The organism is Acetobacter fabarum, from assembly GCF_040702925.2.
Taxonomy (GTDB): Bacteria; Pseudomonadota; Alphaproteobacteria; order Acetobacterales; family Acetobacteraceae; genus Acetobacter; species Acetobacter fabarum_B.
Window position 1 is genome coordinate 14,755 of sequence record NZ_JBFCXX020000015.1, and the last position, 15,146, is coordinate 29,900.

At 53.9% G+C, this 15,146-nt stretch carries 13 protein-coding genes and 1 tRNA gene; 9 read left to right on the forward strand and 5 right to left on the reverse strand.

Annotated features, from left to right (window positions below; all coding sequences use genetic code 11):
- Positions 1–68 precede the first annotated feature (68 nt).
- Positions 69–974 carry an energy transducer TonB gene (locus AB2L51_RS10920; protein ID WP_395582568.1) on the forward strand — a complete coding sequence of 302 codons (906 nt, stop codon included), beginning with the start codon at positions 69–71 and terminating at the stop codon, positions 972–974.
- Positions 975–1,025: 51 nt separating this feature from the next.
- Positions 1,026–1,101, forward strand: a tRNA-Glu gene (locus AB2L51_RS10925).
- 865 nt (positions 1,102–1,966) lie between these two features.
- Here the strand turns inward: AB2L51_RS10925 and AB2L51_RS10930 are convergent.
- Positions 1,967–2,752, reverse strand: a complete 786-nt coding sequence (locus tag AB2L51_RS10930; protein ID WP_395582567.1) for an SDR family oxidoreductase — start codon at positions 2,750–2,752, stop codon at positions 1,967–1,969.
- Positions 2,730–3,200: a dihydroneopterin aldolase gene (locus AB2L51_RS10935; RefSeq protein WP_395582566.1), complete on the reverse strand. Its 471-nt coding sequence runs from the start codon at positions 3,198–3,200 to the stop codon at positions 2,730–2,732. Before AB2L51_RS10935 ends, AB2L51_RS10930 begins: the two co-directional genes overlap by 23 nt.
- A gap of 416 nt (positions 3,201–3,616) precedes the next feature.
- On the opposite strand from AB2L51_RS10935, the gene AB2L51_RS10940 reads away from it, so the two are divergent.
- The 6 genes from AB2L51_RS10940 to AB2L51_RS10965 all read left to right on the forward strand — a co-directional run bounded on the left by AB2L51_RS10940 (position 3,617) and on the right by AB2L51_RS10965 (position 10,015).
- Complete coding sequence (locus AB2L51_RS10940; RefSeq protein WP_395582565.1) at positions 3,617–5,086, forward strand: mannose-1-phosphate guanylyltransferase/mannose-6-phosphate isomerase; 1,470 nt, start codon at positions 3,617–3,619, stop codon at positions 5,084–5,086.
- A gap of 30 nt (positions 5,087–5,116) precedes the next feature.
- Positions 5,117–6,541, forward strand: a complete 1,425-nt coding sequence (locus AB2L51_RS10945) for an FAD-binding oxidoreductase (protein WP_395582564.1) — start codon at positions 5,117–5,119, stop codon at positions 6,539–6,541.
- A gap of 178 nt (positions 6,542–6,719) precedes the next feature.
- A complete protein-coding gene (locus AB2L51_RS10950; protein ID WP_395582563.1) occupies positions 6,720–7,535 on the forward strand; it encodes a MetQ/NlpA family ABC transporter substrate-binding protein in 816 nt (271 codons plus the stop codon).
- On the forward strand, positions 7,532–8,512 hold the full coding sequence (locus AB2L51_RS10955) for a methionine ABC transporter ATP-binding protein (RefSeq protein WP_395582562.1): 981 nt from the start codon (positions 7,532–7,534) through the stop codon (positions 8,510–8,512). The genes AB2L51_RS10950 and AB2L51_RS10955 overlap by 4 nt, the downstream gene beginning before the upstream one ends.
- Positions 8,493–9,164: a methionine ABC transporter permease gene (locus AB2L51_RS10960; RefSeq protein WP_395582561.1), complete on the forward strand. Its 672-nt coding sequence runs from the start codon at positions 8,493–8,495 to the stop codon at positions 9,162–9,164. The genes AB2L51_RS10955 and AB2L51_RS10960 overlap by 20 nt, the downstream gene beginning before the upstream one ends.
- A 482-nt stretch (positions 9,165–9,646) precedes the next feature.
- Entirely contained in the window at positions 9,647–10,015 is a 369-nt protein-coding gene (locus AB2L51_RS10965; protein WP_395582560.1) for a helix-turn-helix domain-containing protein, read from the forward strand.
- A 130-nt stretch (positions 10,016–10,145) separates the two neighbouring features.
- On the opposite strand, the gene AB2L51_RS10970 is transcribed toward AB2L51_RS10965, so the two are convergent.
- The 3 genes from AB2L51_RS10970 to alkB form a co-directional block, all read right to left on the reverse strand.
- On the reverse strand, positions 10,146–12,530 hold the full coding sequence (locus AB2L51_RS10970) for a TonB-dependent siderophore receptor (protein ID WP_395582559.1): 2,385 nt from the start codon (positions 12,528–12,530) through the stop codon (positions 10,146–10,148).
- A 180-nt stretch (positions 12,531–12,710) separates the two neighbouring features.
- On the reverse strand, positions 12,711–13,892 hold the full coding sequence (locus AB2L51_RS10975; protein WP_395582558.1) for a serine hydrolase domain-containing protein: 1,182 nt from the start codon (positions 13,890–13,892) through the stop codon (positions 12,711–12,713).
- A gap of 27 nt (positions 13,893–13,919) precedes the next feature.
- Positions 13,920–14,600, reverse strand: a complete 681-nt coding sequence (gene alkB / locus AB2L51_RS10980; protein WP_395582557.1) for a DNA oxidative demethylase AlkB — start codon at positions 14,598–14,600, stop codon at positions 13,920–13,922.
- 114 nt (positions 14,601–14,714) lie between these two features.
- Between alkB and AB2L51_RS10985 the strand changes: the two genes are divergently transcribed.
- Positions 14,715–15,098: a toxin-antitoxin system protein HicB gene (locus AB2L51_RS10985; protein WP_395582556.1), complete on the forward strand. Its 384-nt coding sequence runs from the start codon at positions 14,715–14,717 to the stop codon at positions 15,096–15,098.
- Positions 15,099–15,146 lie beyond the last annotated feature (48 nt).

The window sequence follows — 15,146 nt, forward strand, 5'->3', positions numbered from 1 at the left end:
TGCGCTTTTATGAACCGCCCTGTCAAATCAAACAGGGCTATGCCATAATTCCGGGCGGAGGCAGCACCGTGAGCAGATGGCATACAGACAGACAGGAACGGGTTGAGCTTGACCACAAGCCCGTGTCATGCGCGCCTGTGGGGTGTTCTGTTGGAGCGTTCAGGCCACGCGGGCTGGCTATCGGGCTGTCTGACGAGCACAGGCTTGTCTGGCTGGTGGCTTTTGCCGTGGCGGTTGTGGCGCATGTAGCCATGACTGCGTGGCTGATCATGACTGTCTCTCCCCAGACCGGTACACGGCAGCCTGCTGCGGTTTCCATGCTGTTTGAAGCGCCCAGAACTCCATTGCCTGAGGCCGAACAGGCACAGGCGGGGCAAACAGCCCCCACGCTCCAGAGCCAGCCTGCTCCGCTCATGGAAGATATGCCGGATATGGACTCGCAATTCCTGACACAGAGCGGAGCGCAGGTTCTGCCCCCTTCCGTCAAGGCTGAGGTTGAGCATCTTCCTCCTGCCTCTGCTGTGCCCAAAAAACTGCTTCAGTCCTCCCCTGTCATGCAACACGATAAAAGCGCACATGCAATTACCAAAGCGCCGTCGGAGGTAGCGCATATGGGTGAAGGCAATACAACAGCCCCCACCCATGCGAAAACGGATATGGCGGCAACGGGTGGGCACGCAGCGACACGGCCCAGCGCTGCTGCTGTCGGGCAGAAAGGGGGTTTTCAGCTTTCCTGCTCTGCCCCCGAATCACACTACCCCGTATCTGCACGCCATTTGCATGAAGAGGGCGAGGCCGTGGCCGAAGTCAGTATCAACGCCAAGGGGCAGGTGATTGCCGCAAGGCTGGTGCAAAGCACAGGGTATGATGATCTGGATGATCAGGCGCTGCAAACCGTTAAAAATCTCCATTGCACACCTCCTGAATCCGCTGTGGTTACGGGCCGGATACCTGTTGGCTTCCATATTCAGTAATTAAGCTTGTGTCGGGGAAGATTTTACAGTAGGAGACTGGTCATTGCCTCTGTCCCGTTCGTCTAGAGGCCTAGGACACTGCCCTTTCACGGCGGCAACACGGGTTCGAATCCCGTACGGGATACCATGGTTTGTAAGGCTCTGATTTTTAATAAAAATCAGATTTGCCTGTCCTTACAGTGTAACATGCTTGTGTTACAAAAAGGTCGCTGTTCTACCTATACCCTACAGGGTTTGTATGGTGCTACAGTTGGTATCTCAATCACGTGTTCCTGCTGATTTGGCACCCTTCGCGGGTCAGCATCATGTTCGTTCCCTCAAAACCAGTCATAGATACGATCGCAGAAGCAGAAGGTCCCGGATTGGCTTCAGCATTCGATGGTATCTGAATGGAACTCAGACAAAGACTGGCAGAAAAGCTTCAGGTCTGCATCAACCGGGCAATCCCTGTTGAAGAGATGAAAGCCTTTATGCATCGGGTGCATAATTCGGCAGTTTTCCGCAGAGGCCAGAACCTTATTCAGATCTGGGCGGGTTGCTTTATGCCATCTCATCCTTAATAGGTGAAAATGGAATTACAGAAACCTGCTTAGAATCAGAGGGGTTTTCGAGCCTTCCGTCTTTGTTTTTATCATCAAGACTGGGGGAGGAATTGCCATTGGCCCTGAGAGTTCGGGTTTATGATGATATCTGTCTGGCATTCATCTTTTTGTAAATCGGTATCAATGTAAGGATTGCAGGTTCATTCCGTTAATTCGACTGAAGCTGAGGTATAGTATAATTTGGAACGGCTGGCATGGATGCCGGGTAATGTTTCGGGCAGCACTGAGCAGGAAAAACTCTTCTATCGTCCGACAAAGAGTATCCATGTCAGTAATGGCATGAGCTACCGGAAGGGCAATATAAAAGCATTGATCTGAAGATGGGTACAGGAAAGATCAATTTATTATAGTATTTCCCTTTATATGCCCGAAATTTGCAAAAACTGATATTCAAATGACCGTTGTATCAAACGCTACGTCTCTTACGCGGTTGATAAGGCTTTCTCCCCCATCAAGGTAGATGACCTGCCCAACCATGGATGCGGCCGACAGAATTAAACTCAGGCATGCGGAAATTTCTTCCGGAGTGGAACTGCGACCGAGTGGTGTGGCACGCCAGGCACGTTCAAAACCTTCGTCTGTCTGCTTGCCGCTTCTTAATGTCAGGCCGGGGGCAATGGCGTTGACCCGGATCTTGGATTTAAAGGCCATGGACAGGACCTGTGTCACGCACAGCAGTGCCGCTTTGCTGATCGTGTAGGAAAGAAAATCAGGATTAAGGCTTTTAACCTTGTGATCCAGAATATTCACGATGCAGCGGTCATCAATATTCCCTGGCGCACGCGCAAAATCCCTTGATAGGAAAAGTGGCGCCGTGAGGTTGGGCTCCATATGCTTGTCAAATGAATCATAAGTCAGTGAGTCAATATTATCGTATTCAAAATTAGAAGCATTGTTAACAAGGACGTCTATGGCACCATAACGTTCGACAACTGCCGGAATAAGATTTTGAACATGTTCGCGATTATTAAAGTCAGCATGAACAGCAAAGCACTCGTAACCCATGGAGGTCAGAGAGTTTACAAGTTCAAGAGCTTCCTGTTCTGAGTGATTATACTGAATGGCAACTTTCCAGCCGTTCCGGGCAAGATCCTGCGAAAGAACAGCTCCGATGCGCTTTGCTCCTCCAGTTACAAGAGCAACCCGGGCATTGTTATTCTGATCGCGACTGGTCATGGTTTTTCCTGTTTACATTACCTTCGGGCAGTAGCTCAGAGCGCTCACCACAAATCTCAATACCAGCTCCGTCTGCTTCGTTAAAGATATCAAGTTTAGTGATGGAGATACGGAGCGCATCCACTAATGGGTTTCCAAAACAAACCTCAACCAGTTCCCTGACAAGGGTTTCCAGCAGGGGTGTGTGTGGTCGTTCCGGCCATTTGATGATGGCGTTCCGGACTGGATCGTAATCAATGTAAAGGTCTTTGTCGTGTGCTTTTACGCCAGTCAACCATGCAAACATTTCGACATTAACGCAAAGCCGTGTTGGTCTTTCTGGGTGGAGTTCCCATGGGTGCAAACCAACCTGCGCATTGACAACCACATTCCGTAAGACTGATTTGAGGTACGGTCTGGTACCTAAAGGTGATGCAGCATTAGGTGATGGCATGTTGTCCCTAATCATCTCACCAGACATCCTTTGTTGGTCACTAATAAAATATAAGATTTTTTAGTATAAAAAATTTCTCGGTCTCGGCAATGGGGATGTTTGAAAAGTGAGCCCCGAAATTTATTTGAATTATTATCTTTTTCTGAATCTCTCTCTTCTGGGGGATAATGGGATCGTATTGTGGTTTCGGATTTTGATATGCCGTTGATGGTAAGGTAATTGTATCAGGTTTTTCTTATTAAAGAATAGTACTCAATAAATACATATCGAAATAGGAAATAAAATATCAATGAAAGCGCATTTGTTATGCATTGGGTGAGGCAGTGTTTTTTCCACGTTAAGGAAGAGCGTGAATGATTGTCATGGCCGTATGCCTGTATTACGGAAAGAAGGAGGGCTATAGCGCGCCGTAAGGCTTGGGGGATGCGAGCATGGTTGGTGACAAAGGCGGAACCGGTGACGGCCCGGAGCAGAAGATCGTGCCCGATATTGTGCCGGTTATTCTGTCTGGTGGGGCTGGGAGCCGGTTGTGGCCCGTCTCCCGTGGGAGCTTTCCCAAGCAGTTCTGGTCCTTGCTAACCGATTTCACACTTTTGCAGGATACGGCTTTGCGGGGGCAGGCCAAGGGGGTGGCGGCCCCGGTTGTTGTCTGTAATGCCGAGCACCGCTTTGTTATTGCCGAGCAGCTCCGCGGTGTGGGTATCTACGATGCCCGGATTATCCTGGAGCCCGTTGGCCGTAATTCCGCCCCGGCCATTGCAGCCGCTGCATTTGTGGTGGCCGAACATAACCCCGATGCTGTGTTGTGGGTCATGGTTGCGGATGCGGCTATTCAGGATGTACACAAACTGCATGTTGCTCTTGAACATGCGGTAGCTGCAGCCAGAGCGGGCTATGTTGTCACATTCGGCATGACCGCAACCCGGCCGGAAACAGGCTACGGGTATATTGAGCAGGGTGAAGCTCTTGCGGGCATGTCCGAAGTTTATGCCGTCACCCAGTTTGTGGAAAAACCGGATAAGGACAAAGCAGCCGTTTTTCTGGCGCAGGGAGGGTATTTGTGGAACTCGGGCATGTTTGTTGTCCGTGCCGCGACTTTTCTGGCCGAGATGCAGCGTTACGAACCTGATCTATATGCCTGTGTTGAGGAGGCCGTGCAAAAGCGTAAGACAGATATGGATTTTGAAAGACTGGACCCGGACAGTTTTTCCCGCTCTCCCGATATTTCGGTTGATTATGCCGTGGCGGAACGCACGGACAAGGCGGCCGTTGTGCCGGGCAGTTTTGGCTGGTCGGATGTGGGGAGCTGGGACGCCTTGTGGGAGCTGGGGCACAAGGATGCACAGGGCAACGTGATACACGGCAACGTGCAGCTAGAGGATGTGGCCCGGTCTTACGTGCGTACCGATGGATTGCTCACGGCTGTTCTGGGCGTGGATAATCTGGTGGTTGTGGCAACGCAGGATGCGGTTCTGGTTGCCAGTAAGGACCGGGCGCAGGATGTTAAAACCCTTGTGCAACACCTGAAAAAAAACAATATGCCCGAAGCGGACACGCATCGCCTGACCTATCGGCCATGGGGGCATTATGAGGCCCTGACAGCAGGGCATCGTTTTCAGGTCAAGAAAATTGTCGTCCAGCCGGGGCAGAAGCTCTCGTTACAAAAACATTATCACCGGGCTGAGCACTGGGTGGTTGTGGAAGGCACAGCCCTTGTCACGCGTGGTGTGGAGCAGGTGATCGTGCGGGAGAACGAGAGCATCTATCTGCCACTGGGCAGTCTGCACAGGCTTGAAAATCCCGGCTGCATGCCTGTTACCCTGATCGAGGTTCAGTCCGGTTCATATCTGGGTGAGGATGACATTGTGCGGTTTGATGATATCTATAGCCGGACTAAGTAGATTTTTTCAGTAAAGACTGGGGAAGAAAAAATGACCAACGTTTCTTTTATTCCCCATGCAGCGGCGCGTGTTTCTGCTGTTTTGGTGCAATTGAAGGATTATCTGGGGGACAAGGTCTCCACGAACCAGTCCGTGTGTGAAGCGCACAGCCATGGCGAGGCGCTGGAACTGGCGCGCCTGCCCGCAGCGGTTGTGTTTGCCGAAACAACGGAAGAGGTCTCGACTGTTCTGGCCTTATGCCACGAAGCTTATGTGCCTGTTGTAGCCTTTGGGGCTGGTACATCGGTGGAAGGGCATGTCACTCCGCCTGAACATGCCGTGAGCCTCGATCTGTCCAGAATGACCGGGGTTCTGCAGGTGAATGCGGATGACATGGACTGCCGCGTACAGGCAGGGCTGACCCGGCAGGAACTTAATATCCGTTTGCGTGACACGGGACTGTTCTTTCCCGTGGACCCGGGTGGTGAGGCCACGTTAGGGGGTATGTGCGCAACCCGTGCTTCGGGTACTGCTGCGGTGCATTACGGCACAATGAAAGAAAATGTGCTTGGCCTGACAGTCGTTATGGCAAATGGAGAGGTTATAAAAACAGGTGGACGGGTAAGAAAATCCTCTACCGGGTATGACCTGACCTCCCTGTTCATCGGGTCGGAAGGGACCTTGGGCATTATTACGGAAGTCCAGTTGCGTCTGCACGGTATTCCCGAGCAGCTTTCGGCTGCGATCTGCCAGTTTGAAAATCTGGAAGATGCGGTGCGTACTGCGGTGGAAGTGATTCAGGTCGGGGTGCCGATTGCACGCGTGGAACTGATGGACGACGTGCAGATGGCAGCCAGCATCCGCTATTCCGGGCTGGATGAACTGCGGCCGATGACGACCCTGTTTTTTGAATTTGCAGGGGCTCCCGCCTCTGTGCGGGAACAGGTGGACATGACCGAAGCTCTGGCCCGGGACAATAACGGCCTTGGCTTTGCCTGGGCAGACACACCCGATGAACGGGCCCGGCTGTGGAAGGCGCGGCATAACGCGTTCTGGGCCGTTAAGGCGCTTTATCCGGGTTTCAGGGTGATCAGCACGGATTGCATTGTGCCTATTTCTCAGCTGGCTCCCCTTATTGTGGGGGTTAAGGCTGATATTGAGGCATCCGGGTTACAGGTTGCCATTCTTGGTCATGTTGGGGATGGTAATTTTCATACACTGATCATGACGGAAGACACCCCCGAAGGGAGTGCAAAGGCGCTGGAGCTCGACCGTAAAATTGTTGGTCGCGCACTGGCGCTTGATGGCTCATGCAGTGGAGAGCACGGTGTGGGGATTGGTAAGCTGGAGTTTTTGGAACGGGAACATGGCGCGCAATCCCTTGGGGTGATGAGAACATTAAAAGTTGCTCTGGACCCACGGAACATTCTCAACCCCGGCAAGCTTTTGCCAGACGGTCTGGCTTATATCGGGTAGCGGGCTTGTAAAGGTCTGCGCGGAGTGCTTCCGGGTAAAAACCGTATTACCTTTGCGGGTCGGGGGGCGGGATATCACAAATAAACTTGACAATCGGGTGCTATATTTTATTCAAGCAGAACTGATAGTGATTTATTGTGTTGTCTCTTCCCTTTCCTTATAGCGGGGTTTGTCAGCGATGGTTTCTTTCCTTCTTTCCCGTCGGGCTGTACTGGCTGGGAGCATGGCTTTTGCATGTGCTCTGGCGGGCCAGACCGCTTATGCCGCGCCGCAGGTTCTGCGCGTAGGCATTATGGCAGGGGAAGATGAGGACGTGTGGCCTGTGGTGGCGGCCAATGCCGCCCGGGATGGGCTGGAACTCAAGCTGGTCACTTTTTCAGACTATAATGCCCCGAACGAAGCGCTGGCGGAGCATGAGCTGGATGCCAACGCCTTCCAGCACACTCCTTTTCTGGATGCCCAGAACAAGGCCAAAGGGTATGGGATTGTGCCGGTTGGGCATACCTATGTGGCACCGATCGGGCTTTACTCAACACGCTGGAAATCTGTTGCAGACCTGCCAGACAAGGCTGTGATTGGCGTGCCCAATGACCCGACAAACGAAGGGCGCGCCCTGCTTTTGCTGCAAAAACTGGGGTTGATCAAACTTGCGGCGGATGCGGGGAACACCCCGACAGCGCTTGATATTACGGAAAACTCCCATAACATCAGTATCCGCGAGCTTGATGCCGGTGTGGTGGGGCGTGCCCTGACCGATCTGGATGGTGCCGTGATCAATACGGACTGGGCCAAAAAGGTTGGCGTGGATATTGAAAAAACACGCATTGCGCAGGAAACAGCCGGTAATAACCCGTATATCTGCATTATAGCCGTGAACGCAGCCGATAAATCCGCTCCGTGGGTTGCCAAGCTGGTACACGCTTATCAGCAGCCCAATGTGCGGCAGGCTCTGGATAAGGCGTTTCATGGCGCTGTGCTGCCCTCCTGGCCATGAACCTTTTAGAAGTCGAACGCCTTAACCGTTCCTTTGGCGGCCAGCCTGCCCTGCACGATATTTCGTTTACGGTGCCCAAGGGGCAGCGGCTGGGTATTATTGGCCGCTCAGGAGCAGGTAAATCCACGCTGTTGCGGTGCCTGAGCGGTCTGGACCGTCCCCAGTCTGGCAGAATACTGCTGGAAGGGGAGGATATGGCCATCCTGCCCGAGGCAAAGCTTGTTCTGCTGCGGCGCAGGATCGGGCTGGTTTTTCAGCACTTCAACCTGCTGAACGCGCGCACCATTGCGGCCAATGTTGCCCTGCCACTGCAAATTGCCGGTCTGCCCAAAGTCGAACGCAACAAACGCGTAATGGAACTGCTGGACCTTGTAGGTCTGGCGGACCACGCAGGCAAATACCCGGCCATGCTTTCTGGCGGACAAAAGCAGCGTACTGGCATTGCACGGGCACTGGCCGCACACCCGGCCCTGTTACTGTGTGATGAAGCAACCTCGGCGCTGGACCCGGAGACAACCCAGACCATTCTGGCGCTTCTGGCCGATATTAACCGTGCGCTGGGCCTGACCGTTGTTTTTATCACGCATGAAATGGATGTGGTGCGCAGTCTGGCGCAACAGGTGCTTGTGCTGGAAAAAGGGCGCATTGTCAGCCGCGGCAAACCGGCTGATATTCTGGACGCCAACCAGCTGGCCGCCGTTCTGCCGCCCAATCTCAGCCAGACCCCGCAAGATGGCAGCCACGCCATTGTGCGCCTGACCGTGGCCACACAGGCCGTGTTTACTCCTTTGCTTCACACGCTGGAGCAGCAGTGTCAGGCCAGTTTTGCCCTGCTGCATACTTTTCCCAGCCCGGAAGGAGAGGGGCTGGTGGATGTGGTGGTGCAAACAGATGGTCTTTCCGTCGCAACCATGAACGCTCTTCAGGCGCATGCCTGTGCAGCCGAGGTAATTGGATATGTCCCGGCTCATTCTTGATCTGCTCTGGCGCGCTACGGCTGAAACACTGGAAATGGTTCTGGCCTCCGGAGCGCTGGCGGTTGCTGGTGGCCTGCCGCTGGCTGTGCTGCTTGTTCTTACGTCCCCATCGGGGCTGTATCCGCTCCCGCTGTTATCCCGCTTGGTGGGTGGGGTCGTGGATGCGGTGCGGGCCGTGCCGTTTATTATTTTGCTTGTGCTGCTTATTCCCTTTACCCGCATGGTGGTTGGTACGGCATTGGGTACAGCAGCAGCTATTGTGCCTTTGTCCATAGCGGCTATTCCCTATTTTGCCCGGATTGCTGAAGTGTCTTTGCGGGAGGTGGATACCGGGCTGGTGGATGCCGTACGGGCCATGGGGGGCACACGGTGGATGGTTGTGCGTTATGTGCTGTTGCCAGAAAGTCTGCCGGGGCTGATCTCGGGCTTTATGGTTACGCTGGTAACGCTTGTGGGTGCATCGGCCATGGCGGGGGCCATAGGGGCCGGGGGGCTGGGTGATCTGGCAATCCGGTATGGGTACCAGCGCTTCAACACGACTGTCATGTTCGGGGTTGTGGCTGTGCTGGTGGCTCTGGTTATGGTTTTACAGGCAGTGGGTAATTTTCTTGCACACACCTTGCGACATACAAATTCCGGGCGTGCCGAGTGAAGGGCAGGTCACTCTGCTCACCCCATACATAGCGAGAGGGCAGAGGGAATGAAGCCGAGTCTTCATGTGCGTTCATGTGTAGGGAATGGACTGGAGCGATTTTATTTTTAAAGTTCAGGTAATGTCGGGGCAGGCATGGCCAGCGGGCTGTGAGTCCCGATGCCCGATTTTATATCTTCTTTAGTATAACAACAAATAAATAGAAAAATAACACTTATTTTTCTATTTCCCGATGCAAGCGTACAACGTGTCGGCACAAGAATTCGATCATGGGAAGACATTTTAAAATTAAGCCCCTGTAATTTGTTGCACATGATTGATCCTGTATTATAATCGTAACAGACATGCACCATTGTAATTGATTATCTGCTTCCCTCATGGATTTGAGGCGGAGCAACTTACGCTCTGTGTATTTTCTAATGTGGTACGAATTTTTCCCGGAAAAGCATTCTGCCACAACGTGGTAAAATGGAGGAATTAAGATGGCTCCACGGGACTATGTTATCTCGCCGAGTGTTGAACTTGGTCAGCGGATCAAAATTCTTCGTAAAACTGCGGGCCTTACGCAACAGCAGGTTGCTGACGCCCTAGGTGTGTCACGTCCCGCCATAGCATTCTGGGAAACGGGGCGTGAGGGAAGTGCGCGTAAGCATATTCCCAAGCTGGCGGCACTGTTACATGTAGAGCCAGAAGTGTTTCTGACTGGTTATGTGCAGGAAGATATTGACCTGATCGTCTCGCCCGATGAGCGGGATATGGTCTCACTTTACCGGATGCTTGATGCCTCGCGCAAAGTCTCGGCCCAGAAGTGGATGGAGCGGCAGGCGAGAACTGTCAGTCTGGAGGGGTAATCTTTTTCAGTTATTCTGGCGGTCCGGGAAAACGCTGTTTCTATCGCATGTGCGTTGCAGATCTGGCGTCTGCACGTGCATCAGGAAACAGGGTTGAGAAAGGAAAAACTCCGACTCAACCCTGAATTCTTCAGAATTCCATGGAAAGGGTGAAATGGTAGATGCGTGGGAGACCTGCATAAAGTGTTTCGGGTGTGTTGGACACCGCACCGGGCGAGCCTGCAAAAACCGACGCCCAGTACCGTTCGTTTGTGGCGTTGCTGACGCCAAAGCGCACCACCCAAGGGAACCGGACAACATTGAAGGCGTAACGCGTACCCAGGTCCAGCGTGGTGTAGGAGCCTGTATGGAGCGTATTGGTCAGGTTTGCGGCACGGTTGCCCATGTAGTGCACATTGGCATTGAATGCCCAGCCAGAAGCAAAGGAGCCGAGGGACGCTGGCAGCCGGTAATCCAGCAGCATGTTAGCCTGTAACGGGGCTGCTCCGATGATTTCCTTATTATTATATTTGCTTGTTTTACTATTGATGAGTTCCGCATCAAGCCAGGTTACACCTGCCAGAACGGACAGGTTAGGCAATACCTCGCCAGAAATCTGAGCTTCCACACCATAGTTGCGCTGTGTTCCAACGTAACCATATTCCAGCGGCAACTGTGTTCCGTTACCAGGATTGGTGCAGGTAGAGCCGCTGGGGCAGTAGCTTGCTGCGTATTTTGATGTCATGCGGAAACCTGCAACGTTAAACTGCATTTTTCCGTAGCGAAGTTTGTATCCAACTTCATATTCTTCCGGGCGGATCAAAGGCTGTGTTTGGTACGCATTGGAATTGGAAGCATTGGCTACAGCGCCGGGCTCAACCGAGCGGGCATAAGTAAAATAAAGGGTCTGGTTGTCAGTTGGTTTATAGAGCAGGCTGACAGTCGGGCTGAAAGCAGCGCTGGCCTGAACGGATTTTTCCAAAGGACTGGGTACAGCTTTGCTTTTGGGGCTTCTCTGGTCTATCCAGCTCCAGCCCAGTGTGCCCAGAATTGACCAGTGTTTATCAAATGTCAGTGTATCACCAATAATAAAGGACTGTGTCGTGATCCGTCCTGATTCCCAACGTCCATGGTAATAAGGCTGTTTGCCATCGACTTTGATGGGATTGTAGATGCTGGCCTGATCGGCCGCTGTGACCGTATTGACGGTTGTGCCAGGTGTGGTCGGGTTATAGGTCCCTGACATGTAACCATTTGTACCAATTACCAGATCATGCTTGATAGGGCCTGTATAAACACGCCCGTTAAAATACGCCATATTACTGCCGGTACGGAAGTCATTTGCTGTTGCAGCAGCTGTTACAGACTGGATGTAGCCACCGATATTATTGATAAGCGTATCGTTTGAAGCGAAAGACTGGCGCGCGGCATCCTGATATAATCCGCCGAGTGTAAAGCTCCAGTCTTTGTTGATCTCGTGCTTGATCTTGGCCAGAAAAGTGTTGGTTTCCATATTATAGCCGCTCCAGTCCTGCCCCAGATAGGGTTTGCTCAGGTCCGGAGCTGTGGGGAGGGCGCTGACATAAGACGGAATCGATTTCGTTGGCGTTTCCTGCACTGCAAAGCCAGGGGCTGTGCCGCGCTCAACGTAAGTATAATGGCTGGCGTCGAGTTCAATAACGGTCTTGTCATCCAGATGGATGTCAAAGTCACCGCTGACCATCTCACGCCGTATCCAACTGTCCTGTGTATAGGCCGTGCCATTGGCATGCAGCATGTTCAGCCGGTAACCAAACCAGCCATTCCTGCCTATCCGGCCTGAGATATCACCGTTAACTGTGGGAGTGCCAATGGAATCTACGCCAACGGAAAGGCGTTCGGTCCGTCGGTCTGTGGGGCGTTTGAGTGTGTATTCAAACATGCCGGCAGGGTTCTGGGGGCCGTACATTGCACCAGACAGACCATTGAGCACCTGCAGGTTATCCACCCATTCCCCTGCATAGGGGGTGGTGGAAACCACGTTCAACCCATCCAGTCGGGAGTTGGACCAGACATCGGCCTCAAACCCGCGTGACTGCGGGCGGGAAGTATTGGGGTCCCCGCGAATTTCGAGCTGAACAGAGGGCAGATACTGCGCCATGTCATTAATGTTGCGGATCTGCTGGTTGACCACAACATCATGCGGCACCCCCATAACGGAGTAGGGCGTATCCAGTGTGTCCCGGTTTCCCAGTGGGCCAAGATAGACAATCTTGTTCATGTATCTGGCGCTGGTGCCATCTGCGGCATGGTGACCATGCACGTTGATGGTTTCACCGTTCGAGCCATCCAGAATCCCGGCAATAGGGGCCATGGTTTTGGCTGTTTGAGGGGCGATGATTTTTTTTGGGGGGGAGGCGGATGCCTTAATGGCAGTCTGCTTGCCGGTGGTGCTCTGTTGCCCTGAGGTTACAGGTTCTGCCGCCAGTGCTGAAGTCGTGAGCAGTAGCGCGCTAAATGTTCCTGTGGCGAAAAATATATGGAAACGGTTGTGCATGGATCAGGCTCGTCCAGGGTAGAGAGGGGCACAAGGGGGATGACTGTTGTGCCGGGCGCGTGAGGGGTCTGTCTATATACGCTCACACATAAACCTATATATGGGCGAATATAACCATTGGGTGGTGCAGGAATGACACACCCGCTCAACCTTCCCCGAAAGTGGCGGCAAAGCTGGATTTTAACGGTCCAGCGTGCGCAGGGCCAGTGCTGCGGCTGTGGCGACATCCCGACGCAGGGCGACCACATTGCCTTGCCCATGCGGGTGTACGCGGTTTGTCAGAATCATCACAAAACTACGGGTGTTGGGCACCAGCCAGAGGGACGTACCGGTAAAACCGGTATGGCCAAAAGAGGAGGAAGGAAAGTAAGCCCCGCGGGCCGTGGAGTAGTGGGTTGCTATATCCCACCCCAACCCGCGCAGGTCGGTTTTGCCAGCGGGCTGCTGGGGGGTGGACATAAGGTACAGGGTTTCTGCCTGTAGCGGAAAAGTCGAGGGCAGGCCCGCCAGCCTGTTCAGCATGGCCTGTGTGTAAGAGACTGTATCCTGCGCGCAGGAAAACAGCCCGGCATGTCCTGCGACCCCACCCATGCGCCGGGTTGTTGGGTCGTGTACAATGCCGCGCAGCATATGTCCGCTTTCATCATATTGCGTGGGCGCGATAGTGCTTTGGTATGATGGGGCAGGAAGAAAAAAAGAATTGTGTAAACCAAGAGGTTTAAGAATATGCTCCATGGCGTATGTGGCAAGGGTCTGGCCAGACAGGTGCTCCACAATCAGGCCCAGCGTTATAAAGTTGAGGTCGCTGTAAACAAACTGTTCGCCCGGCGGGGTTTGGGGGGCGCTGTTCATGAGCATCTGCACCCCTGTCTGCTTGCCCTGCCATGCAAAACTCAGGTCCAGATCTGGTGTAAGACCAGAATAGTGCGTGAGAAGCTGGCGGATGGTAATGTCCTGCTTGCCATTGGCTGCAAATGCGGGAAGGTAATGGCAGGCCGGTGTATCCAGCGCGATAAGGCCCCGTTCATAAAACTGCATGACCGAAGGAGCCGTTATCAGAACCTTGGTCAGGGAGGCCATGTCAAAAATGGTACCCCATGTCATGGCTTCCTCTTGGGGGAGCAGGCTGCGCTGCCCAAAAACACCGTGCCACACCATGCGACCTTCATGGCCTATGGCGGCAACGGCTCCGGGCATTTTGCCATTCTGTATGGCTTTGCGGAAAATCTCCTCCACCGGGGCAAAGGGGGCGGACGGGGTTTGCTGGGCATAAGCCGGGGGGCGCAGGCCTGCAAGGCAGGCGGCCTGTGCCAGCCCGGCATGTAGGGCTTTGCGGCGGGTCAGCAGGGTGCGCAAGGGCATGTCGGGTTCTCCGGGCCGGAAAAGGGATCAGGAAGGTGCCACAACATGGCGGAAGGTCATGTTGTAGCGCGTCAGCCCCGTTACCGGGTGCGGGGCAGGGGCAAGCCCTTTAATACCGTGGTAGTGCAGGCGGGCTGGGCCACCCCAGACCAGAACGTCCCCATGCTCCAGGGCAAATGTGCGCACCCTGTCGCGCCGGTTTTGTCCACCCCACATAAAAATACCAGTTCGCCCGAGCGAGAGTGAAACAACAGGCTGGTTCATATCCCCTTCATCCCTGTCCTGATGCAGCCCCATATGGGCACCATCCTGATAACAGTTGAGCAGGCAGGCATTGGGGGTAAAAGCGGGATACCCGGCTGTTTGTGCGGCATTGCGTGCAAGGGCAAAAAGGCTGGCGGGCATGGCTGGCCAGGGTTGCTGGCTCAGCGGGTCCACTGGGGTGTAAGCGTAGCCCTGTGTGGAACTGACCCAGCCCAGTGCCCCGCAACTGGTCATGGCGGCGGACATGGTACCCCCACCGGGCGTGTGCATGTGGCGGAAAGGTGCCTGTTCGGCTACCGCATGCAAAGCCTGTAAATAAATGGCGGCAGAAGAGGCGGCAAACTGGCGCAGCAGCAGGGCGCCGGGTTCCAGAACCTCGCGGTCGGGGCGGTTGTCTGGCAGCAGCAGGGCCAGTTGTCTGGCGGGGTTCTGGGGGTGTGTCATGGCGGCTCCTGATGAAAACCGTTTGCGACCCCGCACACTCTTTGGCACAGGACAGAAGAATGCTATCAGCATTGCCAAACACTGCCCCCGCTTGCAAGGAGCCAGACAGTCCCCATGCCCCCATCAGCACAGGATATTATGCTTATTGGCGGTATTCCCGCTCTTATCAGTTATCAGGTGCCACACTCGGTTTTTCGGGGGGTCTTTGTTGGGCTGAATGCGGAGGTGGATTTTTTTGCAAGCACGGTCGCCGGGCTGGAACCGCAGGGGGAGGCGGCATTACGGTCCTTTTTGCACCTGTGCCAGAGTAACCGGCGGTCCCCCCTGCTTTTGAGCGGTGATGCCCAGAAAACCTATCTGCTGGAAGAGATTTATGAGCAGATGGCCGAACCTGCCCGCCAGTGCGGCATAGATTTGTATGAGGTCGTGCGCGAGCAGGTCAGGACTTTTCAGCCCGGTGAGGGAAAGTCTGCTCCGGCTATTCTGCTTAGCCTGTAAGGCAGCGCCGGTTTCTGAGCCCATAAAAAAAGGGATGCGCCCTGCCGG